Below are 21,675 nucleotides of genomic sequence, written 5' to 3'. Positions count from 1 at the left end.
GTACAATTATTACTATTATGGATATAAGTACAGGAAAATATTCCATTTCCAAAACGTTAATTATTAAAAGTATTCATAACTTGTAAAAATGGAGTTTTCAGCCATTCTTCACATGCATCTGCACTTTTTTCAATTGCTCGCTCTACTTCTGGCATCTCATCTACTGTAAAACGACCTAACACATAATCAACTACCTTTATCCCATTTTTAGGACGGTCGATCCCCATACGAATACGTTGAAATTCCTGCGTTCCTAAATGTGCAATCGTTGATTTTACACCGTTATGCCCACCGGCACTACCTTTCATACGAAGTCGTAATTTGCCAACTGGAATATCTAAATCATCGTACATCACTACAAAATCTTCAACATCAATTTTATAGTAATCCATAAGTGGACGAATACTTTCTCCAGATAAATTCATATATGTAAGGGGCTTTAATAAAATAACTTTCTCTCCATTCACAAAACCCGCACCAAATAACCCTTTAAATTTCTGTTCATTGAGCGGGATATTCCAACGTTTAGACAATTCATCGATAGCCATGAATCCAATGTTATGCCTTGTTAATTCATATTCTCTCCCTGGGTTACCAAGTCCTACTATTAATTTCATTGTAACACCACTTTCTTTTTTCGATACGAAAAGACGTAACCAAAATTGGTTACGTCTCATTCTATCCAATTAATTAAATAGTACACTTACAGATTCTTCTTCGTAAACACGAATAATTGCTTCTCCAATTAATGGAGCAACAGAAAGTTCTTGTACTTTATCAATTTTCTTCTCTTCTGGTAATAAGATAGAGTTTGTTACAACTAACTCTTTAATGTTTGAATTTTGAATACGTTCAATTGCTGGACCAGATAAAACTGGGTGTGTACAGCAAGCATATACTTCAGAAGCACCGTTCTCTACAAGAGCGTTTGCTGCTAATGTAATTGTACCAGCTGTATCAATGATGTCATCAATTAAAATTGCTGTTTTACCTTCGATATTACCTACGATATTCATTACTTCTGCTACGTTTGGACGCGGACGGCGTTTATCGATAATAGCGATTGGTGCTTTTAAACGATCTGCCATTTTTCTCGCGCGTGTTACACCGCCATGGTCAGGAGATACAATTACGATATCCTTAAGACCTTTCTTCTCAAAGTAATCAGAAAGAATAGGTACACCCATTAAATGGTCGATTGGAATATCAAAGAATCCTTGAATTTGTGGAGCATGTAAATCTAGAGTAATTACACGAGTAGCACCCGCTGTTTCAAGTAAGTTCGCAACAAGCTTCGCTGTAATCGGCTCACGAGAACGCGCTTTACGATCTTGACGTGCATAACCATAGTAAGGAATAACAATGTTAATTGTTTTCGCAGATGCACGTTTTAATGCATCAATCATAATAAGCAATTCCATAATATGCTCGTTTACTGGGAAACTTGTAGATTGGATAACAAATACATCGCAACCACGGATACTTTCTTCAATGTTAATTTGAATTTCTCCATCACTAAAACGCGCAACAGAACATTTTCCTAATTCTACTCCAATGTGCTTTGCAATTTGCTCAGCGAGCCCCGTATTAGAGTTTAAAGAAAACACTTTCAAATTAGAATTTAGATATTGATTAGACATCTAGATTAACCCTCCACATTATGAATTTTTCTTGTTCAGCAATTGATCAACATAGTCTTCTTTGTTTGTTTGACGTGTACGTGCAATTGATAATGCTTTTGCTGGTACATCTTCTGTAATTGTAGAACCCGCCGCAACATAAGCACCATCTCCAACTGTTACAGGAGCAACAAGGTTTGAATTACAACCAATAAATACGCCGTCTCCGATCACAGTTTTAAACTTATTCTGGCCATCGTAGTTTACCGTAATAGAACCACAACCAAGGTTTACACCTTCTCCAATTTGTGCATCGCCAATATAGCTTAAGTGAGAAGCTTTACTTCCGTTTCCAAAAACAGTCTTTTTAATTTCTACGAAGTTTCCAACGCGTACTTCATTACCAATAACAGATTGCGGGCGGATATGAGCAAATGGCCCAATTGCAACATCAGTACCAATCTTACTATCATGAACTGTAGACTGGCGAATTGTTGTATTATCTCCCACTTCACTATCACGGATTACTGTATGCGGCCCAACTTCACAATTTGACCCAATAATAGTATAACCTTCAATAATTGTCCCCGGATAAATAACCGTATCATTACCGATTTTTGCATCGACAGAAATATACGTGTTGTTCGGATCAATAATTGTAACACCATTCACCATGTGTTTACGGTTAATACGTTTTTTCATAATGTCTTCCGCTTGCGATAGAGCGACTCTGTCGTTAACTCCTAACGTTTCATCAAAATGCTCTGTTTGATAGGCAGATACAATATGACCTTCATTTTTCAAAATCTCAATTACATCTGGAAGGTAATATTCTCCTTGCACATTTTCATTAGAAACTTTAGAAAGGGAAGCAAATAGCGCTTTATTATCAAAACAATACGTACCTGTATTAATTTCTTTAATAGCTCTCTCTACTTCATTTGCATCTTTATGTTCGACAATTTTTTCAACATGACCATTCTCATTACGAACAATTCGTCCATAACCAGTTGGTTCCTCTATGCAGGCTGTTAGTACTGTTGCCATTGCACCTGCTTCTTCATGCTGTTTTAACAGAGCTCCCATTGTTTCTGCTGTAATAAGGGGCGTATCACCACAAATTACTAATGTTGTTCCTTCTTCGTTCCCCAGTGCATCGGCTGCTTGCATAACGGCATGCGCTGTTCCTAGCTGCTCTGTTTGCAATGCAAATTCACTTGCACTTCCTAATTGATCTTGTACCTTTTCAGCGCCGTGTCCAACAACCGTAACAAGTTTCTGTACTTCTAGCTGAGAGACTTGATCAACTACATGCTGTACCATCGGTTTCCCACATACAGGATGAAGTACTTTGTATAGACTTGACTTCATACGCGTACCTTTTCCTGCAGCAAGAATCACTGCAAATCTTTTTGACATATAGACCCTCCATCGCAACCTATTTATCCATTAAAGATATTATCTTAAATAATTATATATTTCAAGAAACACTGCATAACTATTAAATTTTACCATAACTTTTATGTAATGTTTTAGTATTTAGTATCTTTTTTATGAAATAAGCTATACTATTTCTTTTTAAAGGAAGATTGAGGAAGAAAGTATATAATGTAAAATTTCCATTAATGGGAGATTTTCTCCACCCGCTAATGGTTAAATCAACCGGAGTCTTATCGCCTGCGAACAGCGGTATAAACAAAAACAAACTCCCGTAAATACTTACAGGAGTTTGCCAAAATTATAGAGCTCTTCTTATAGAGCCCTTCTTATTCGAATTTTACGAAGCTCCAGCTTCTTCAAACTCAACTTCTTCTAACTCGCCTAAACGGTGATACTCAGTTAAAACTGCATCTTGAATTTTAGAACGAGTACTAGAATTAATTGGATGAGCAATATCACGGAATTCTCCATCTGGAGTACGTTTACTTGGCATTGCTACAAATAATCCATTATTGCCATCAATTACACGAATATCATGAACAACAAACTCATGGTCTAGTGTAATAGAAGCAATCGCTCGCATGCGTCCCTCTGTGTTTACGCGGCGTAATCTTACGTCAGTCACTTCCATCTTGTGTTCACCACCCTTTTTCTAAATAAGCGATATATTTCTATAAATTCCACAAATTTTCTATTTCTCCTTCAATTTTTTAAAAATTTTTAAGATAAAAATTTTTAATTCAACTGAATATGGAAATAAACAGACGTTACCGCTTACAAATTCTTATTTCACAAGGGCAATGACTTCAATTTCAACTGATACATCTTTTGGTAATTTTGCTACTTGTACACAAGAGCGTGCCGGTTTATGTACAGAAAAATATGTACTGTATACTTCATTTACTGCATCAAAATCATTCATATCTTTTAAAAATACAGTGGTTTTTACAACTGTTTCAAACGATGCTCCAGCTTCTGTTAATACTGCCTGTAAGTTTCGAAACACTTGCTCTGTTTGTTCCTTTACATCACCAGTCAAAAGTTCACCAGCTACTGTTAAAGGAATTTGTCCTGAACTGTAAAACATATTATTTACAATCATACCTTGTGAATATGGGCCAATCGCTTGCGGTGCTTCATTTGTTTGAACTACTTTCATCCTTTTTCACCCTTTTATATTTTTTTCCCACTTTCGCAAACTACTCCTAACAGGGAAACTGTAGTTTTAGCAGGCGGTAACCTCCCTAAAAATCGAGAGCCTACCGTCTGCTAAAACATATCTATTGAAATGCATCAGGAATACCCAAAATAAAAAAATTAGGTGGGGGCTTATTATCAATAACAAAAAGCCATCTTCACTTTATAAAAAAAGATAAAGCGGTTGCTTTATCTTTTCCCTACTCTAGCGCATAGCATCTTTTTCAAACCACTCTATTAAGAAGATTATTTTCCTGCTACTTGCCACCCGATTGGTAAAAGTTTTTCGTCAGTGAGGGCTAAAAACCCTCTACTAATAAAAGTTTCACTTTACCTCACTCAGTATCTACAATCATATCAGCAAACGGACTCAAAGAGTAATTTCCTTTTTCCACTTGAATCGCCTTTTCTTTCACATCTACTTCAGACAAGCGAATTAATGAAACAAAGTTATCAACAAGTCTTTCCTCAATATCACTTGATTCCACTAACACACCAATACCCACTACATTTGCATTAAACTCCTCAAGCATGCTTATCATACCTTGCACAGTTCCGCCAGCCTTCATAAAATCATCAATGATTAATACATTTGCGCCTTCCGGAAGACTGCGCTTTGCTAATGTCATTGTTTGTATACGCTTAGAAGAACCTGATACATAATTAATACTTACCGTTGGGCCCTCTGTTACTTTATTATCTTTTCTAGCAATCACAACTGGGACATCTAGGTAATTGGCTACTGCATATGCCAAAGGAATTCCTTTCGTTGCTACCGTCATAACAGCATCAATTGGCTGTCTTGCAAATACAGAAGCAAAAAGTCTCCCTGCACCATTAATATAACGCGGGTTACTTAAAAGGTCCGTCATATATAAATAACCGCCTGGAAGGATGCGATCAGGATTCTCAAATAATTTACAAAGCTCATTAATAATTTGCGTTGCTTCCTCCTGACTTATATATGGGATATATTTCACTCCTCCTGCTGCACCTGGTACCGTTTGTAATGTGCCGACTCCTTGTTGTTCAAACGTTTGTTTAATGATGACTAAGTCTTCACTAATCGAAGATTTAGCAGATTGATACCGTTCAGCAAAAAAAGTGAGAGAAACTAACTGACGAGGATTTTGAAGCAAATAATAAGTCATATCGACCAACCTTGTACTTCGTCTGATTTTCACGCTCTCACCTCAAATTACGAATATTTTAAACAAATCATAACTTATTATACGTCTTTATTCAAGACTTTCTCGCTCTCCTAATAAACGTACTGCATATACTTGATCACAAAATCCTTTTAATCCGTTATAAATACGGTGCATGCGTGAATCGTGACGAACTAAACCAAAAACTGTTGGTCCACTACCACTCATTAAGACTGCATCTGCACCGAAACGTTTCATCTGTGCTTTAATATGTGCAACCTCAGGGTGCATTGAAAATGTTACATCTTCTAATACATTACCAACTGTATGACAAATTCCTTCATAGTCACCATTTTGAATCACTTCCACCATACGATCTACATCTGGGTGTGTTACACGATCTAATCGTAAATTTCCATATACGTCCGCTGTTGATACACCAATATGCGGCTTTGCCAAAATAACCCAGAAAGAAGGCGGCGTCTTAATATGTTCAATTTTCTCTCCACGGCCCGTTGCAATGGCAGTTCCACCATATACACAAAATGATACATCTGATCCAATTTCGGCACCTAATTCTGCAAGTTCATCAATTGTAAGTCCAAGATTCCATAGTTGATTCAAACCTCGTAACGCTGCAGCCGCATCACTGCTTCCACCTGCCAGTCCCGCTGCAACTGGAATTGCTTTTTCAATTGCAATGGATACTCCTCTTTTTACTTGGAATCGTTCCTTTAACAGCTTTGCCGCTTGATAAGCTAAATTTCTTTGGTCATCTGGGACATAACGATTATGAGACACGATTTCAATCCGGTCTTCAGATAAATCTGTTAGTTCTAACCGATCCGCTAAATCAATTGTTGTCATAATCATTTTAACTTCATGATAACCGTCTGGCCTTTTTCCTAGTACATCTAACGACAAATTAATTTTTGCTGGTGCTTTAACTAGTAGCTTCAATCTATTCACCTACTCTATGTACTCAATCTTTTATCGTTTATTTTACCATAAATTTATAGTAGAACGATGACACTTCCCTAATTATAACGAAAAGCATCAAGAATGAAACTACTTATACCACTTTTTCGCGTGCAAAAAGCCGAGGAGCATCTCCTCGGCTACCGTAGCATAGAAGTATCTTACTGTTACTGGTTTTGTTTCATTAATTGCTGCTCTGCAATTTCAATTGCACGCTTGACCATGTTACCAGCATCTTTCGCACGAATTCCGCCCCATCCTTCTTTTTGCACGACATCATAAAATCCAAGCTCTTTTGCAAGCTCTTCTTTAAATTGATTTGACATGACTCCTCTTCGTCTACTCAACGCAAGCCCCCCCTTTTATAGCTACGGTACATTTAGTATGTGACACTACCACTTTCTTCAATTCCGGAAAATATATGTAATCAAACAAAGACTATTCTTAAACAGACTGTTCCCCTAACATGATTTCATTATCTTGTGCATCATAAAACGTAAGCTCAACTGTTTCTGTTAATACGTCTGCATAACTATAAGAAACACGCTGAAATGTATCTTCTTGCTGGTCAAGTTGAACTACGAAAACAGAACGATATGTTTCTGCTAACACACCAGATCGTTCGATCGTTTTTCTTCGCCCACTATTCGCTTTTAGCATAAGCCTCTGACCAAGATGATGGTCCAGTGCACTTTTGATTTCATCTAAACGTTTCGACATATCATGCTACACCTCGCTGTAATTGGGATAGAAAGTATAAAATTATAAATCATATATGTATAGTCTGTACGTTCTTATACTTTTTTATCCAAATTTCCAAAAGCAAGCATATGAAAAGCAAGGTAAATGCTTACCTTGCTTATTCATCATAATATTGAAACGGCAATCCTGTTCGTAAAATCCCTTTCGTCTCAATTCCGCCAAGCCCCTTCTCACCGGTTATTGTATTGCGTATAACATCCCATACATTGACTCGTTCCATAAAAGAAGTAAAGCTCACTTTTGCTACAACATATACTGGATCTAATGCATGAATATTAATCCGAGACGGAGAACTGGCAAAATTGGCTCCAGCTCGAATAAGAGCTTCAAAATGCGATTGACACGCCCCAGCAAAAATAACAGGATGATCTAATGAGGGATACTTCTTTCGTACTGTACGTACAGCCTGTACAAAGTGCTTAGAATGACGGTAAGCTGCTAACTCTCCCATTTCTCCTTTTGACTTTGTATAGGCATCATGCCCAGTAATCACTAAGATATCAGGACGAACATGTTCAATTAAATCTAGAACCTTCTCGTGCATCTCTGTTTCTTTACAATGAATACCCTGTACTGGCACACCGATTTTCGTATATAAATCTAAACATTTTCTTAAATATAAAGGGTCCCCATCAAGGTGAAGCACTTTTCCTGGCATTTGAAAGTAATTTACTTCATTTGTATAACCACCTGTTGATTGATATTCATTACGCTGCCTCATTAATACGTAATCCTGTTGAAATAAACGATATGTCTTTTCCATTGTTTCCCGTTCCTGCTTCACTCTTTTCGTATAATCTCGTTGATCAACAAGAACTAAATCTTCTATTGGTGCATCTGCTACGAGCCGAAATTCTTCCCCAAACAAAATTGCTATCGTATCTTTTATTTCTGTTACTCGAAAAAGAAGGTCGCGCTGATAAGACTTCCTCTCCACTAAATCTCCAACGTGTACAGCCATTCTTCTACCTCCAAACTAGTAGGGACATATAACTCACTACGTTCTGTTTTAGCCTATGAACTTATAGAAAAAAGGTGACAAAAAAGGTAGCTCAAAACGAGCTACCTTTTACATTTTATATGAAAATAAAGCGTTGCTTAGCTTTGCAAACTCTTCAATTGATAATGTTTCCCCTCTTCGTTTCGGGTCAATTTCAACTTCCGCTAATATACGCTCAAGCAATACTTTATCCTTTGGAAAACCATTTAAATTATTAGATAAGTTATTCATTAATGTTTTACGTCGCTGCGCAAAGCTAGCTCTCACCACTTCAAAGAAGAATGCTTCATCTTTTACTTCTACAAGCGGCTTTGGACGTCTTAATAAACGAATAACCGCTGAATCTACATTAGGCTGTGGTACAAATACTGTACGCGGAACTGTCATCACTGTTTCAGGTTCTGTATAATATTGAATGGCAATTGATAAAGAACCATAATCTTTTGTTCCTGGGCGAGCCGCTAAGCGATCCGCTACTTCTTTTTGCATCATAACCACAAAACCACGCACTGGTAATTGCTCTTCTAATAGCTTAAATAAAATTGGTGTTGTCACATAGTAAGGTAAATTTGCTACAACCATTACATCTTGACCTTCGGTAAACTGCTCTTGAAATACTCCATTTACATCAGCTTTTAAAATATCCTTATTAATTACTGTCACGTGATTATAAGGAGCTAGTGTCTCTTCCAAAATAGGTAAAAGACGTTGATCAATTTCAAACGCTACAACTTTCTTAGCACGTTTTGCCAATTGTTCTGTTAACGCTCCAATACCAGGCCCAACCTCAATTGCCCCACTCTCAGGTCCAATTTCCGCGTAATCCACAATACGATTTAACACATTTGTATCAATTAAAAAGTTTTGCCCTAAGCTCTTTTTAAATGAAAATCCATACTTCTCAACAATATCTTTCGTACGATTTGGCGTTGCGATATCTTTCATTTCTTTTCCTCCTGTAATACTTGCTCATACGCTTTTGCAAAATCCTGCTTTGAAATTTGGAACATTTGCAAACGTTTATGTAACTGTTTTGCGTTTGTATAGCCAATCTTTAATAGCTTACCCATTCGTTCTCTGCGACTTTTTGCTTTTTCTCCACCAACGAGTCCGGCTTCTACTAAGTCAATCCAATCAATTTCGCTCGTGTATGCTTCCATCTCTCCGTGTAAATTTTCTAAGGCGCGTCGAATAGATTCATTAGAGGCATGTTCAATTCCAACGCCCTTCTTTCGCTTCGCTAACGCTTCTTCTTTCGGTAAGAAGGCATGTTTACACCCTGGTACTTTCTCAGAAATAATTTTACGAATACGCTCTCCTGGATAATCAGGATCTGTAAAAATAATCACACCTCTTGTTTGCTGCGCCAGTTTCACCTGTTCAATGACATGATCTCCAATTGCCGAACCGTTCGTTTCAATTGTATCTGCATCTACTGCACGCTTAATGGCAACTGTATCATCCTTACCTTCTACAACAATTATTTCTTTAATCTTCATAGCTTCCTCCACACTCATTTCACATCTCTAATTAGTAAAACAAAAAAACGCCTACTTTTCCATTATTATTTTCCTATTAATACAAATTTAAAAAGCAGAGGAGAAAAAATCCCTCTGCTTACAATCTTATTGTAACACCTTAATTTTTACCTGTTTTCTTCCCCATGAGTCTGCTTGGGATTCCGTTGGCATAAGAACATCTATGCGATTTCCTTTAATCGCTCCGCCTGTATCACCAGCAACTGCATACCCGTATCCTTCTACCCATACCCTTGTTCCAAGAGGAATAACACTCGGATCTACTGCAATTAGTTTCATATTGGGATTTGCCTTATAATTATAACCTCCTGCACTTACACCTTCGCAGCCCCCACAGTACGGAGAATATGCTGTTGCTTGTACATAAAATTCTTTGACAGCTACACCTTCTTCATTACCTGAAGTATGCTCCTCTTCTTGTTTTGTACCAACAGCTACAATACGATTTTTTACTTCTTGCACCACTTCTTCTTTCTGCAAGTTTCTTGAGACTTCATTTCCGTCCTCTTTTACAACTTCAAATATTTTCTTCTTTTTTCCGTCTATTCCTTCTTGAATCACTTTTTCAGTTCCTTTTAAGAGTGAAGAATCCTCTTGTTTTACTTCTGTAAAAGGAATTGGCTCTTCCACTGCATCGCTGACTTTTTCTACTCGAATCACTTTGACCTTCATATTTTTTTGCATCACTTCCTGCAAAGCAGGTTCTGTTTTATCCATTTCACTTAGTGATACTTGCCGTTCTTTCAAAAAGTCAGCGACAGTAGTCGAAGTTGACCATACTTGCTGCTCTTGACCGCCAACATATAATGTAACTGGGAACGCTTTTTGAACGATGACCTTTCGATTATTCTCTAAATTTGTATGTAAACTAGGATACACTTTGTCATGTTCACTAACTTCAATATGTTCTTCTATTAACAAATCCTGTACTGTCTTTGCTGTTGATTGTACTTGTTTCTCTTTTCCATCCACCATAATCATAAATGGCTTCGCTTTTTCTACAACCACCTTCATTTCACCCTTAATTTTTGTAGAAGGTGCTGGATATATATGATCTTTTTCTGTTACTTGAATCTTTTCTTCTCGTAACAACTCGCTTACAGTATTTGCATGCGTATAAATTTCTTGTTTCTTTCCATCTACTTCAACAACTATTTTATCCGTTGTCCCTGCATAAGCTACAGTTCCAACAGACCCCGAAATGATTAATGCACTTGTAATTTTTACCGCTAATTTTTTGCTTGCTTCTAACCTCGATAATAAGTTTCTTGCATTTACAATCACAATAAAGTGCCCTCCCTGTCTAGATCAGAATTATTAACTCTCATTCTCCTACTATTTCTAGTAGTGTTACTTATCTGAAGATAAACATAGGTGAAGGAAAAAACAGAGGAGGAATTCCTCCTCTACTTCTCATTATTGAATGCCGAATAGTTTTTTTGCATTTTCTGTTGTTTTTACTGCTACTTCTTCATAAGATAGTCCTTTTAATTTTGCAATTTCCTCCGCAACAAGCTTTACGTAGCTTGGTTCATTTCGTTTTCCACGAAACGGATGAGGAGTTAAATACGGACAATCTGTTTCGATTAAAAGTTGCTCCATTGGAATTTCCATCGCAACTTCTTTTGGTTTCTTTGCATTTTTAAAAGTTACTGGCCCGCCTAATGAAATAAGGAAATTCATATCAATACACTGTTTTGCTACTTCAACGCTACCACTAAAACAATGCATAATTCCCCCTACTTCAACTGCGTTTTCCTCTTTTAAAATATCTACGATGTCTTGCGTTGCATCGCGATTATGTATGATGATTGGTAATTTTACCTTTCTCGCTAGCCTAATCTGTTTACGAAATACTTCCTTTTGCACATCTTTTGGAGATTTGTCCCAATGATAATCTAAGCCCATTTCACCAAGTGCAACAACTTTCGGATGGCTTGCTAACTCTTCTAACCATTTTAGATGCTCTTCTGTCATATCAATTGCATCAACAGGGTGCCAACCAACAGCTGCATAAATAAAGTCATATGTTTCTGCTAACTCGATTGCTTTTTTGATTGTCACTTCATCAAAGCCAACTACAACTGTATAAGAAACACCCGCTTCTTGCATTCTTGCAATTACTTCCTGCAAATCCTCTTCAAATTGTTCTGCATTTAAATGTGAATGTGTATCAAACAGCATAACAATAACTCCTTTTATTTGAAATAAATTCTATCATAGGTAAAAATTACTTTCCTAACAACGTAATAACAACCATATTACAATTTTGATACAAAAAAGGAAATTTTAGAAAGATGTTCGACAAGAAAAAAGATGTTTCACGAATGTTACACGTGAAACATCTCTCCTTTTGTCATTATTACTTAATTTTTGTACCATTTGGTAAGTTTTGGTCAACCGTTGCTAACGATAATTTTCCGTTTTCTTCGCCTGCCAAAATCATACCTTGTGATAATTCACCACGTAGTTTTACCGGTTTTAAGTTTGTAACACAAATAACCTTTTTCCCTTTTAATTCTTCTGGAGAATAAAATTTAGCAATTCCAGATACAACTTGTCTTTTTTCTGCGCCTAAATCAAGTTGTATCTTTAACAACTTGTCTGCCTTTTTCACAGGTTCTGCATCTACCACTTCTGCTACACGTAGATCTACTTTAAAGAAATCGTCAATTGTAATTTCTTCTGCCTCTGGCTCCGCTTCTTTCTTTTCTTCTACTTTTGGAGCAGAACCTTTCATTTGTTCTTTAATATATTCTACTTCTACTTCTACTTCTAAACGCGGGAATACAGGCTGACCCTTGGCAACTTTAGTGCCAGTTGGAATGCAACCAATTGCAGAAAGGCTATTCCAAGTTTTATACTCTTCATCTGCAATCCCAATTTGTTCAAAGATTTTTCCTGGTGTTTCTGTTAAAAATGGCATTAACATAATCGCTGTTTGACGAAGCGCTTCTGCAAGATGCGCCATAACAGAAGCGAGTTTCTCACGATCACTTTCATCTTTTGCTAATACCCACGGTTGTGTTTCATCGATATATTTATTTGTACGACTAACAAATTGCCAAATTGTGCTTAGCGCCACTGAAAACTCCATGTTTTCCATTGAAGCTTCTACTTTTTGCAATGTATCTTTTGCAAATGTTACTAAAGCTTCATCAAATTCTGTTACATTTGCTTTATAAGCTGGAATTTCTCCGCCAAAATATTTATCAATCATTGCTACTGTACGATTTAATAAGTTTCCTAAATCATTCGCAAGATCAAAGTTAATACGCTCAACGAATCCTTCTGGTGTAAATACACCATCTGATCCAAATGGTACTTCACGAAGTAAGTAGTAACGAAGTGCATCTAAACCATAACGATTAATTAATGTGACAGGATCTACTACATTTCCTTTTGATTTACTCATTTTTCCGTCTTTCATTAAAATCCAACCATGTGCAAACACTTTTTTCGGAAGTGGTAAATCAAGGGCCATTAAAATAATTGGCCAATAAATTGTATGGAAACGAACAATTTCTTTTCCTACTAAATGAACATCTGCTGGCCAATATTTTTTATACTTTTCTTCATTCGCTGTTCCATAACCTAATGCTGTAATATAGTTAGATAATGCATCTACCCATACATAAATGACATGCTTCGGATTACCCGGTACACGGACACCCCAGTCAAAAGAAGTACGAGAAACAGCTAAATCTTCTAATCCTGGTTTAATGAAATTATTAATCATTTCATTTTTGCGTGATTCCGGTTGAATGAAGTGTGGATTATCTTCATAGAACTTTAATAGTCGATCTACATATTTCCCCATTCTAAAGAAATACGATTCTTCACGAACAAGTTCTACTTGGTGACCACTATCGGGACTCTTTCCACCAATTACTTTTCCATTTTCCATCACTGGGTCAACAAGTTGATGCTCTGTATAGAATGTTTCATCTTGTACAGAATACCAGCCTTCATATTCATCAAGATAAATATCACCTTGATCAACAAGTTGCTTAAAGATTTTTTCTACAACTTCTTTATGACGATCTTCTGTTGTACGGATAAAATCATCATAAGAAATATCCATTTTACTCCACAGTTCTTTAATTCCTGCTACAATGTTATCAACATACGCTTGTGGTGTAACATTTAATTCTTCTGCTTTCTTTTGAATCTTTTGTCCATGTTCATCAGTGCCTGTTAAATAGTAGACATCATATCCTTGCATACGCTTATAGCGTGCCATCGCATCTCCCGCTACAGTCGTATAAGCATGTCCGATGTGAAGTTTTCCACTTGGATAATAAATCGGAGTTGTAATGTAAAAGGTCTTATTTTCCTCTGTCATCGTTTTGAACCTCCCAAATGACCTCATATGTATTTATAAACAGTATATCAAAAACTTACGTATAAAAACGAGTGAATGCTCTATATCTTTTATCATCTATTACTCATATTAAGAAAAAATATACGTTTTAACACTTCAGAATTATCAATAAAATTAAGATAATAAAGTAAATCTCTCTATACATCTATTATTTTTTAGTATATATAATAAATAGATGCGAAAATCTACAAAACTTTTATAAATTTTATAATTAAAGAATTGACGGAAATGTCAATGATTGGTATCATATGTGCATAGGGTATTTTGTCGAAAAATGACGAATTGAAATAGACTTACAAACTTGCAGAATATGAGGAGGAGAAACAAATATGAAATCTACTGGTATCGTTCGTAAAGTTGATGAGTTAGGCCGCGTTGTAATTCCAATTGAATTACGTCGCACACTAGGTATTGCAGAAAAGGATGCTCTTGAAATCTACGTTGACGATGAGAAGATCATCTTAAAAAAATATAAGCCAAACATGACTTGCCAAGTAACAGGTGAGGTTTCTGATAGCAACCTTTCATTAGCTGAAGGTAAAATCATTTTAAGCCCAGAAGGCGCAGAACAAATCTTAAAAGAGTTACAACAATTCATCGCAGCAGCAAAATAAAGCTTCTCTATTAGAGAAGCTTTATTTTTAAACATGGTATGCTTGATATACATCCCGTTTCGACATATTTCGATCTTTTGCAACTATTTTAATCGCTTCTTTAGAAGAAAGACCTTTCTCCTCTATGTAGTATTCGACATGTCCCTCAACCGTTAATGTTTCCCACCACATTTCTTCATCTGTCTCTTCTTCCGTAGAACCTTCTACTAGAACACAAAATTCTCCGCGTACTTCATTTTCCTTTGCCCAATGAATGACTTCCTCTAAGGAGCCACGAATAAATTCTTCAAATTTCTTCGTGAGCTCACGACATAGTACAACATTTCTATTCCCTAATACATCTTTCATAGAAATTAATGTTTCTCCTAATCGATGTGGCGCTTCATAAAACATCATTGTATTTGGAATATAACGCAACTTCTCTAATTCTGCTTTACGCTCTTTTTTATGTCTCTGTAAAAATCCATAGAAGTAAAAGTGCTTTGTCTCTAATCCAGATGCAATTAATGCTGTAAGCGCAGCATTTGGGCCAGGAAGAGGCACAACTGAATACTGCTGCGCTACTGCTTGTACAACGATGTCATAACCAGGATCTGAGATACACGGCATACCTGCATCACTGACAAGCGCTACCGTTTTTCCTTGTTCTAACATATCTAAAATTTTTCGACCGCTCACTTCTTTATTATGTTCATGATAACTCATTACAGGTGTTTCAATTTCAAAATAATTACATAGTTTTTTCGTTTGCCTTGTATCTTCTGCTGCAATAAAGTCTGCTTCTTTTAATATACGAATCGCACGAAATGTCATGTCTTCTAAATTTCCAATTGGAGTTGGAACTAAGTATAATATTCCTCTCTCATTCATCTGAAAGCTTTTTTGCTGCCACATAATAGTCTCCTTTTTGTATATACTCATCTTTTTGTTTTCGCTTTAATTGTTTAAAACGATATTCTGCCTGCATTGCAGTCCTTTTTTCTTCATAAGTTTCAAAGTATTTTAACATAACAGGACGCCTTGCTCTTGTATAGCGTGCTCCTTTTCCGCTATTATGAGCTTTAATTCGCTTCTCTAAATGGTTTGTATATCCCGCATAGTAGCTCCCATCAGCGCATTCAACTACATAAAAATAATGCTTATTCTGCTCCATATAAAATCGCATTCATTTCTTTCGTATATTCGTTATTATCTTCATATACAAAAAGAGGCGGCAAAATTTTCAAATCGGCATTCCCATCTTTAATACCTTCAATTAATAACGTATTGGCTTCTTTACCTACTTTTGGATATACAAATTGGAGGCGTTTTGGCTCAATTTTATATCTTCTCATAAGCATTACAATATCAAGTAAACGACCAGGGCGATGTACAAAGGCAACCTTTCCCCCTTGTTTAACAAGCTGGCTGCTAACACGTACAACGTCTTCTAACGTACACATAATTTCGTGACGAGCAATCGCTAAATGCTCATTTAAATTTTGTTCAGATGGTTTTGGTGTTTGAAAGTATGGCGGATTACATGTAACAACATCAAACTGATGTCGCCCTATTTGCTCAGGCATATGCTTTAAATCACCATGAATAAGCTGTATTCTCTCTTCTAAATCATTATATTGAACACTTCTAACACCCATGTTGTAAATGCGCTCTTGTATTTCAACCCCCGTAATCTTCCCTTTCGTACGAGAACTTAATAAAAGAGGAATCACTGCATTTCCTGTGCACAAATCTAATATATTTCCTTTCTGAATTGGCACCCACGCAAAATTCGCCAGTAACACTGCATCTAATGAAAAGTTAAATACTGACGGACTTTGAATAATTTTCATATCTTTTGATAGTAAATAATCTAAACGTTCATCTCCATACAACTGCATACATTTCTTTCCTTCCTTATCATTCAAACTTATTTTAACAGACATTAAGACAATCTATGTCATGTTCATAACAGCCTAATCTGCTTTACTTATATTTTGGTTATATGTACAAAAAATTACCTTTCCAATTTATTGGAAAGGTAATTTTATTTTTTATTTAAAAACGATAAACAGAATAAACAATCCCCTTCTTTACGTACACTTCCATAATGCAAATTGCAAATATGAAAACCCTCTTGATACAGGCGTGCCAAATTATCATATCCTTCACCAATATCTATTTTAGGTTTTATCTCTTTTCGTTTACTCGACTTTTGTTTCTGTTTATTCTGAACTTCTTCAAAATGATTTCGCAAATTTTCATTTTCCATTTTAATATGTTGGTTTTCTTCAAGTAGCTCTGCGAGATGCTGCTTTAACTCTCCCAACTGTTTATAGAGATGTCCAATTTGCTCTTCCATACTGGAAACAGCTGCAAAAATATCTTTTTTCTCCACAAGCACCCACCTCATTAATCTGTGGTTTGACTCGAAACGACCCCTTTATTTATTAATTCATCTAACGTATATTCTACTATCCGTTCCTTGTCTACTAATTCCACTTGAATTAATCTTTCTAAAATATTTAATCCGATTACACGACCAAGACCATGCGGTGTTTGTATCTTTTCATCTAAATCTGGAAGCTGCTCTTTTGCTGCTTCATATTCATCATTTTCATACTTTAAACAACACATCAGTCGACCACATAACCCAGAGATTTTCGCAGGATTTAACGATAAATTTTGATCTTTTGCCATTTTAATGGATACAGGTTCAAAATCACCTAAAAAAGTAGAACAGCACAGCATTCGACCGCATGGACCAATACCGCCAAGCATTTTTGCTTCATCCCGAACACCAATCTGTCTTAACTCGATTCTTGTCCGAAAAATAGCCGCTAAGTCTTTTACAAGATCACGAAAATCAATACGACCGTCCGCCGTAAAATAAAAAATAACCTTATTGCGATCAAATGTATATTCCACGTCAACAAGTTTCATATCAAGATCATGCTCGATTACTTTCTGCTGACAAACCTGATATGCTTCTTTTGCTGCACGTTTATTTTCCTCAACAATTGTACGATCATTTTCATCTGCTATACGAATGACTTTCTTTAATGGTAGTACAACATCATTTTCATCGACTTGCTTCTTTGTGATGACAACTTTCCCATATTCGATTCCCCGTACTGTTTCCACGATCGCAAATTCATTTTCTGAGATATCAAATTGATTGGGGTCAAAGTAATACACTTTTCCGGCCTTCTTAAAACGAACACCTACTACATCATACAAACGGTCATCCCTCCTGCAACCGCAACACTAACTGTTCGAACACAAGCTGCGCATTTACATTAGCGTTGATTCTATTTTTTGCTTCTAATATATTGAAAAGAGCCGATACAATGCGCTTTTGAGAATAGGAAAAAGATTGGAATAACCCTTTTTGGTCCTGAAAAACGAGACGATCTTCTTCTCCCAATTGAACATATAATAAATCCTTATAAATAAGGAGCAACATATCTAATCCTAACTGTAATTGTTCTTTCTCTCCAAAATGCTTTACCCACTTCTCCTGTACAAAAAAAAGAGACGTGGTATCTTTCTCTAGGGCTTCACATAATTTTATCACTAAAGTTCGTGCTTGTGCAAACCATTCATCACTGCAAAACGATAACACTTCATCAAAACTATTTGTAAGTTCAGCCGCAAGATTCCCTAAAGAGATACTTACTTCTTCCTTTTGTAAACGATTTATCAGTGCATCTTTTGGAAGAGATCGAAACGTAACAATTTGACATCGTGATAAAATGGTACTTAAAATTTGATGACTTTGCTCAGTTAACAAAATAGCCGTTGTGTCACTGCTCGGTTCCTCTAAAAATTTAAGCAATGTATTTGCAGCATTTGGTGTCATCTTATCTGCATGCTCAATAATGTATATTTTTTTAGTTGCTTCTAGACCAGTTTTGGAAAATTCCTCTTGTAATTCATGGATTTGCTGTTTCTTAATTGATAATCCATCTGGTGTAACGGTATATACGTTTGGGTGATTACCCGAATGAATACGCCGGCAATTTGTACATGTATGACAAGGCTCTACCCCATTTCGCTGCAAACAAAGAAAGCTTTTCGCCATTTGCATAGCTGTTTCAATCTTTCCTGTTCCTTTTGGCCCTTCTAACAAATAAGCGTGGGATATCCGCTCTTTTGCAATACTATTCATTAACATTTTTACAACAATGGGTTGTATAAGAGACAGTTGTTCCCACGTCTTCGTCATGTTTTATACCTCACTTTTTATACTTTCTTCTATTATAACAACTTTTGTTCAATAATCTGAGTAACTTCTTCTATAACACTGTCTATTGGTTGATCTGCATTTACAACGACGATGCGATCTGCAAAGCGATCTACTAATTGTAAGTACCCTTCACGAACACGTTTATGAAATTCCATACTTTCTAAATCTAAGCGATTTACTTCCCTATTACCATCTTTTCTAATACGAGCTAGTCCAACCTCTGGCTCAATATCTAAATAAATAGTAATATCCGGCATACAATCTTCTGTCGCAAAACGATTAATCTCAAATACTTTATCAACGCCAAGCCCCCTTGCATATCCTTGATAAGCGAGAGAGCTATCAATAAAACGATCGCATATTACAATATAATTATCTGTTAAAGCTGGTATAACTTTTTCTACTAAGTGTTGTCTTCGTGCCGCAGCATATAATAAAGCTTCTGTACGTGCTTCCATCATTGTATGCTCTTTTTTATGTAAAATGGTACGAATTTCTTCTGAAATCTTAATACCACCTGGTTCACGTGTTGCCATTACCTTTTGTTCCTTCTTCTCAAAGTACGGCAGTAATTTTGTAATTAATGTAGATTTTCCTGATCCTTCAGGTCCTTCAATTGTTACAAACAATCCCTTCATCTGTAAAACCTTCTTTCTTTATATATCGTATACAGTGATATTTTTTGTATTTCCTTGAAAACGTGCACCCGTCTCTTCTAAATAAGAAATTTGATTTATATACTCTAACGTAATTTCTTCTCCACACATGAGCAACGGAATCCCTGGCGGATACGGTATAATCATATCAGCCGCAATCATGCCTAACGCCTCTTCTAACGGTACAATTTTTTTCTTATACTTCTCTAATTGCTTATATGTAAATGATAAAGAAGACAAACTTTCTTTATAAGGATAGCGAATACATGGTTTACTATTTTCTACATCATATGAGCTCAGTACAACCTCTAGCTTATCGATTATCTTTATATATTCCTCATCTACTTGGAGCGGTAAAATAAGTAAAACATTATATGGATCTGCCATTTCAACATAGATACCAATCTCTTCAAATACGCGTTGTAATTCATATCCAGAGAGTTTACAACGTGTTTGTACAGTTACTTTTAATGCATCTTGTATTGGATAATCTAAAACAGAAAATTGCGGAATACGATTTAATGCTTTACGAAATTGCTGAGTAAATGTAGAAATCTCCTTACAACCTTCTTCTTTTATTTTTGCTAATGTAAAACGAGCTATATCTAATGAAGCCATTATTGGATAAGAAGGACTACTAGATTGCAACATATTTAAATAAGAAGAAATTTTTTCTTCGTCAACGAGAGTGCTATTTACATGTAGGTATGAACCCATTGTCATTGCTGGTAATGTTTTATGTGCAGAATGAACAACAATATCAGCTCCATACATAAGAGCTGATATTGGAAAAGGCTCTCCAACACAAAAATGAGCTCCATGTGCCTCGTCTACTAAAACAGGAATACGATATGCATGTGCTAAAGCAATGCTCTTTTCTAAATCTACACCCATACCATAATAATTTGGATGTGTTAAAATAAGAGCTTTTGCTTGCGGATATTTTTGAATTGCAGCTTCAATCACGTCATGGGGAACACCAACAGGTACACCATATTCTTCGTCAATCCATGGCTCTAGAAAAACAGGGGATGCTCCAGCTAATTTAAGACCATTCATAATGGATTTATGAGCATTTCGTTGTACAAGAACCGTATCATGCTCATTACAGCATGCCAATAGCATAGCTAAATTTCCAACGGTTGAACCATTAATTAAAAAATAACTTTTTTGCACTTCATATAACTCTGCTAATAATTGCTGTGCTTCTTCTATACATTCAAATGGACTATGAAGATCATCAAGTCCATTAAGCTCTGTTACATCAATAGAAAGTATATCATGAAAATACTTCTGTGCCTCATGTGGAAAATTTGTTCCGTTTTTATGACCTGGAACATGAAAGGATATTGGCTTCTTATTTGCAAAAATCTTTAACGCTTCATATAATGGCATTTTTCTTTGATCCATACTCACTCTTCCTTATTATTCATTCTCTCTACATTATACCGAGTTTTGTACAAAAAAAATAATAGGCAAATATGCCTATTTTCTAACTCGATACTTGTATCTTCCGCAATTGCTGTAAATAAAACATATATTTCGGATCATTTGTATTTGTTCCTATCATTTCTCGCTCGCATGATTCACATATAAAACTCGTATACAAATGAATGCCACTATCCTTCTTATGTTCACACACAATACAAACCTCTTCTTTTGTTGTAGCATACCCCATATGTTCGCCTATTTATCGTAGTCTATCTAACCATCATTATATAAAACTAGACAAACGATAATTAAGCTTTCCCTCCCCTCTATATGAAATGAAACAGTACATTTATAAGCGTTAACACTTTTTAAAAATTTATACACCCTTTTATACTTTTATTGTATGAATCATTTCTAGGCGAAGTGTCTGTCTGAAAAATAGTTGAATCTCCCAGTTGTTTCTTAAAGAGTAAATTTTACGCCAAGAATAGCAGGGTAAAAATAAAAAGACGAGTCCAATGACTCGTCTTTCGTTTGCCTGGCAACGTCCTACTCTCACAGGGACAAAGTCCCAACTACCATCGGCGCTAGAGAGCTTAACTTCCGTGTTCGGTATGGGAACGGGTGTGACCTCTCTGCCATCATTACCAGACTTATGAAGGTATATTCCTTCAAAACTA

General features: G+C 36.0%; 25 protein-coding genes and 1 rRNA gene. 1 reads left to right on the top strand and 25 read right to left on the bottom strand.

The genetic code is table 11. The features are described from left to right. Window positions 1-56: 56 nt before the first annotated feature. From pth to metG, 15 genes are all read right to left on the bottom strand, one after another. On the bottom strand, window positions 57-617 hold the full coding sequence (gene pth, locus AB1284_RS22885) for an aminoacyl-tRNA hydrolase (protein WP_429752861.1): 561 nt from the start codon (window positions 615-617) through the stop codon (window positions 57-59). A 69-nt stretch (window positions 618-686) separates the two neighbouring features. Then, window positions 687-1,640, bottom strand: coding sequence for a ribose-phosphate diphosphokinase (locus tag AB1284_RS22880; RefSeq protein ID WP_429752862.1), 954 nt, complete (start codon window positions 1,638-1,640; stop codon window positions 687-689). Window positions 1,641-1,658: 18 nt separating this feature from the next. Then, window positions 1,659-3,038, bottom strand: a complete 1,380-nt coding sequence (gene glmU, locus AB1284_RS22875) for a bifunctional UDP-N-acetylglucosamine diphosphorylase/glucosamine-1-phosphate N-acetyltransferase GlmU (protein WP_429752863.1) — start codon at window positions 3,036-3,038, stop codon at window positions 1,659-1,661. Window positions 3,039-3,396: 358 nt separating this feature from the next. Next, window positions 3,397-3,690 carry a septation regulator SpoVG gene (gene spoVG / locus AB1284_RS22870; protein ID WP_062822000.1) on the bottom strand — a complete coding sequence of 98 codons (294 nt, stop codon included), beginning with the start codon at window positions 3,688-3,690 and terminating at the stop codon, window positions 3,397-3,399. Window positions 3,691-3,843: 153 nt separating this feature from the next. Then, window positions 3,844-4,218, bottom strand: coding sequence for a RidA family protein (locus AB1284_RS22865; protein WP_098304990.1), 375 nt, complete (start codon window positions 4,216-4,218; stop codon window positions 3,844-3,846). A 373-nt stretch (window positions 4,219-4,591) separates the two neighbouring features. Further along, on the bottom strand, window positions 4,592-5,440 hold the full coding sequence (purR, locus tag AB1284_RS22860; protein WP_429752864.1) for a pur operon repressor: 849 nt from the start codon (window positions 5,438-5,440) through the stop codon (window positions 4,592-4,594). Between the two features lie 54 nt (window positions 5,441-5,494). Next, window positions 5,495-6,364 carry a 4-(cytidine 5'-diphospho)-2-C-methyl-D-erythritol kinase gene (gene ispE / locus AB1284_RS22855; RefSeq protein ID WP_429752865.1) on the bottom strand — a complete coding sequence of 290 codons (870 nt, stop codon included), beginning with the start codon at window positions 6,362-6,364 and terminating at the stop codon, window positions 5,495-5,497. Between the two features lie 185 nt (window positions 6,365-6,549). Then, window positions 6,550-6,729, bottom strand: a complete 180-nt coding sequence (gene sspF, locus AB1284_RS22850) for an acid-soluble spore protein SspF (RefSeq protein WP_001985066.1) — start codon at window positions 6,727-6,729, stop codon at window positions 6,550-6,552. Between the two features lie 97 nt (window positions 6,730-6,826). After that, a complete protein-coding gene (gene veg / locus AB1284_RS22845; protein ID WP_035433605.1) occupies window positions 6,827-7,102 on the bottom strand; it encodes a biofilm formation stimulator Veg in 276 nt (91 codons plus the stop codon). A 139-nt stretch (window positions 7,103-7,241) separates the two neighbouring features. Further along, the gene (gene yabG / locus AB1284_RS22840) at window positions 7,242-8,105 is read right to left on the bottom strand and encodes a sporulation peptidase YabG (protein WP_429752866.1); all 864 of its coding nucleotides are present in this window, start codon (window positions 8,103-8,105) and stop codon (window positions 7,242-7,244) included. A 108-nt stretch (window positions 8,106-8,213) separates the two neighbouring features. After that, window positions 8,214-9,089: a 16S rRNA (adenine(1518)-N(6)/adenine(1519)-N(6))-dimethyltransferase RsmA gene (gene rsmA / locus AB1284_RS22835; RefSeq protein WP_429752867.1), complete on the bottom strand. Its 876-nt coding sequence runs from the start codon at window positions 9,087-9,089 to the stop codon at window positions 8,214-8,216. Further along, window positions 9,086-9,643 carry a ribonuclease M5 gene (gene rnmV / locus AB1284_RS22830; RefSeq protein WP_336484601.1) on the bottom strand — a complete coding sequence of 186 codons (558 nt, stop codon included), beginning with the start codon at window positions 9,641-9,643 and terminating at the stop codon, window positions 9,086-9,088. Before rnmV ends, rsmA begins: the two co-directional genes overlap by 4 nt. Before the next feature lie 126 nt (window positions 9,644-9,769). Continuing rightward, window positions 9,770-10,966 carry a ubiquitin-like domain-containing protein gene (locus tag AB1284_RS22825; RefSeq protein WP_429752868.1) on the bottom strand — a complete coding sequence of 399 codons (1,197 nt, stop codon included), beginning with the start codon at window positions 10,964-10,966 and terminating at the stop codon, window positions 9,770-9,772. Between the two features lie 132 nt (window positions 10,967-11,098). Further along, complete coding sequence (locus AB1284_RS22820; RefSeq protein ID WP_429752869.1) at window positions 11,099-11,866, bottom strand: TatD family hydrolase; 768 nt, start codon at window positions 11,864-11,866, stop codon at window positions 11,099-11,101. Between the two features lie 178 nt (window positions 11,867-12,044). Then, the gene (gene metG / locus AB1284_RS22815; protein WP_429752870.1) at window positions 12,045-14,027 is read right to left on the bottom strand and encodes a methionine--tRNA ligase; all 1,983 of its coding nucleotides are present in this window, start codon (window positions 14,025-14,027) and stop codon (window positions 12,045-12,047) included. Between the two features lie 368 nt (window positions 14,028-14,395). On the opposite strand from metG, the gene AB1284_RS22810 reads away from it, so the two are divergent. Next, window positions 14,396-14,680: an AbrB/MazE/SpoVT family DNA-binding domain-containing protein gene (locus AB1284_RS22810; RefSeq protein WP_098305010.1), complete on the top strand. Its 285-nt coding sequence runs from the start codon at window positions 14,396-14,398 to the stop codon at window positions 14,678-14,680. Window positions 14,681-14,707: 27 nt separating this feature from the next. On the opposite strand, the gene rsmI is transcribed toward AB1284_RS22810, so the two are convergent. From rsmI to rrf, 10 genes are all read right to left on the bottom strand, one after another. Then, window positions 14,708-15,574: a 16S rRNA (cytidine(1402)-2'-O)-methyltransferase gene (gene rsmI, locus AB1284_RS22805; protein ID WP_429752871.1), complete on the bottom strand. Its 867-nt coding sequence runs from the start codon at window positions 15,572-15,574 to the stop codon at window positions 14,708-14,710. Beyond that, window positions 15,543-15,833, bottom strand: a complete 291-nt coding sequence (locus tag AB1284_RS22800) for a GIY-YIG nuclease family protein (RefSeq protein WP_429752872.1) — start codon at window positions 15,831-15,833, stop codon at window positions 15,543-15,545. Before AB1284_RS22800 ends, rsmI begins: the two co-directional genes overlap by 32 nt. Continuing rightward, the gene (locus AB1284_RS22795; RefSeq protein ID WP_429752873.1) at window positions 15,820-16,560 is read right to left on the bottom strand and encodes a tRNA1(Val) (adenine(37)-N6)-methyltransferase; all 741 of its coding nucleotides are present in this window, start codon (window positions 16,558-16,560) and stop codon (window positions 15,820-15,822) included. Before AB1284_RS22795 ends, AB1284_RS22800 begins: the two co-directional genes overlap by 14 nt. 146 nt (window positions 16,561-16,706) lie before the next feature. After that, window positions 16,707-17,057 (bottom strand): DNA replication initiation control protein YabA, encoded by a 351-nt coding sequence (yabA, locus tag AB1284_RS22790; protein WP_429752874.1) that lies wholly within the window; start codon window positions 17,055-17,057, stop codon window positions 16,707-16,709. A gap of 14 nt (window positions 17,058-17,071) precedes the next feature. Continuing rightward, complete coding sequence (locus tag AB1284_RS22785; RefSeq protein ID WP_429752875.1) at window positions 17,072-17,899, bottom strand: PSP1 domain-containing protein; 828 nt, start codon at window positions 17,897-17,899, stop codon at window positions 17,072-17,074. A 4-nt stretch (window positions 17,900-17,903) separates the two neighbouring features. Continuing rightward, a complete protein-coding gene (gene holB, locus AB1284_RS22780; RefSeq protein ID WP_429752876.1) occupies window positions 17,904-18,887 on the bottom strand; it encodes a DNA polymerase III subunit delta' in 984 nt (327 codons plus the stop codon). 32 nt (window positions 18,888-18,919) lie between these two features. Then, a complete protein-coding gene (gene tmk, locus AB1284_RS22775) occupies window positions 18,920-19,546 on the bottom strand; it encodes a dTMP kinase (protein WP_429752877.1) in 627 nt (208 codons plus the stop codon). A gap of 18 nt (window positions 19,547-19,564) precedes the next feature. Beyond that, complete coding sequence (locus AB1284_RS22770) at window positions 19,565-20,974, bottom strand: aminotransferase class I/II-fold pyridoxal phosphate-dependent enzyme (RefSeq protein WP_429752878.1); 1,410 nt, start codon at window positions 20,972-20,974, stop codon at window positions 19,565-19,567. A gap of 82 nt (window positions 20,975-21,056) precedes the next feature. Then, window positions 21,057-21,242, bottom strand: coding sequence for a sigma factor G inhibitor Gin (locus AB1284_RS22765; protein ID WP_429752879.1), 186 nt, complete (start codon window positions 21,240-21,242; stop codon window positions 21,057-21,059). 289 nt (window positions 21,243-21,531) lie between these two features. Further along, window positions 21,532-21,647 (bottom strand): 5S ribosomal RNA (gene rrf, locus AB1284_RS22760). Between the last annotated feature and the right edge of the window lie 28 nt (window positions 21,648-21,675).

Source organism: Bacillus sp. S2(2024), from assembly GCF_050474045.1.
Taxonomy (GTDB): domain Bacteria; phylum Bacillota; class Bacilli; order Bacillales; family Bacillaceae_G; genus Bacillus_A; species Bacillus_A yunxiaonensis.
This window is presented reverse-complemented; position numbering and strand designations above follow the sequence as displayed.

What these genes read in the sequence shown, in the direction of transcription:
- pth (WP_429752861.1), bottom strand. Translation starts at nt 617, where the DNA reads ATGAAATTAATAGTAGGACTTGGTAACCCAGGGAGAGAATATGAATTA.
- AB1284_RS22880 (WP_429752862.1), bottom strand. Translation starts at nt 1,640, where the DNA reads ATGTCTAATCAATATCTAAATTCTAATTTGAAAGTGTTTTCTTTAAAC.
- glmU (WP_429752863.1), bottom strand. Translation starts at nt 3,038, where the DNA reads ATGTCAAAAAGATTTGCAGTGATTCTTGCTGCAGGAAAAGGTACGCGT.
- spoVG (WP_062822000.1), bottom strand. Translation starts at nt 3,690, where the DNA reads ATGGAAGTGACTGACGTAAGATTACGCCGCGTAAACACAGAGGGACGC.
- AB1284_RS22865 (WP_098304990.1), bottom strand. Translation starts at nt 4,218, where the DNA reads ATGAAAGTAGTTCAAACAAATGAAGCACCGCAAGCGATTGGCCCATAT.
- veg (WP_035433605.1), bottom strand. Translation starts at nt 7,102, where the DNA reads ATGTCGAAACGTTTAGATGAAATCAAAAGTGCACTGGACCATCATCTT.
- yabG (WP_429752866.1), bottom strand. Translation starts at nt 8,105, where the DNA reads ATGGCTGTACACGTTGGAGATTTAGTGGAGAGGAAGTCTTATCAGCGC.
- rsmA (WP_429752867.1), bottom strand. Translation starts at nt 9,089, where the DNA reads ATGAAAGATATCGCAACGCCAAATCGTACGAAAGATATTGTTGAGAAG.
- rnmV (WP_336484601.1), bottom strand. Translation starts at nt 9,643, where the DNA reads ATGAAGATTAAAGAAATAATTGTTGTAGAAGGTAAGGATGATACAGTT.
- AB1284_RS22820 (WP_429752869.1), bottom strand. Translation starts at nt 11,866, where the DNA reads ATGCTGTTTGATACACATTCACATTTAAATGCAGAACAATTTGAAGAG.
- metG (WP_429752870.1), bottom strand. Translation starts at nt 14,027, where the DNA reads ATGACAGAGGAAAATAAGACCTTTTACATTACAACTCCGATTTATTAT.
- AB1284_RS22810 (WP_098305010.1), top strand. Translation starts at nt 14,396, where the DNA reads ATGAAATCTACTGGTATCGTTCGTAAAGTTGATGAGTTAGGCCGCGTT.
- rsmI (WP_429752871.1), bottom strand. Translation starts at nt 15,574, where the DNA reads ATGTGGCAGCAAAAAAGCTTTCAGATGAATGAGAGAGGAATATTATAC.
- AB1284_RS22800 (WP_429752872.1), bottom strand. Translation starts at nt 15,833, where the DNA reads ATGGAGCAGAATAAGCATTATTTTTATGTAGTTGAATGCGCTGATGGG.
- AB1284_RS22795 (WP_429752873.1), bottom strand. Translation starts at nt 16,560, where the DNA reads ATGCAGTTGTATGGAGATGAACGTTTAGATTATTTACTATCAAAAGAT.
- holB (WP_429752876.1), bottom strand. Translation starts at nt 18,887, where the DNA reads ATGACGAAGACGTGGGAACAACTGTCTCTTATACAACCCATTGTTGTA.
- tmk (WP_429752877.1), bottom strand. Translation starts at nt 19,546, where the DNA reads ATGAAGGGATTGTTTGTAACAATTGAAGGACCTGAAGGATCAGGAAAA.
- AB1284_RS22770 (WP_429752878.1), bottom strand. Translation starts at nt 20,974, where the DNA reads ATGGATCAAAGAAAAATGCCATTATATGAAGCGTTAAAGATTTTTGCA.
- AB1284_RS22765 (WP_429752879.1), bottom strand. Translation starts at nt 21,242, where the DNA reads ATGGGGTATGCTACAACAAAAGAAGAGGTTTGTATTGTGTGTGAACAT.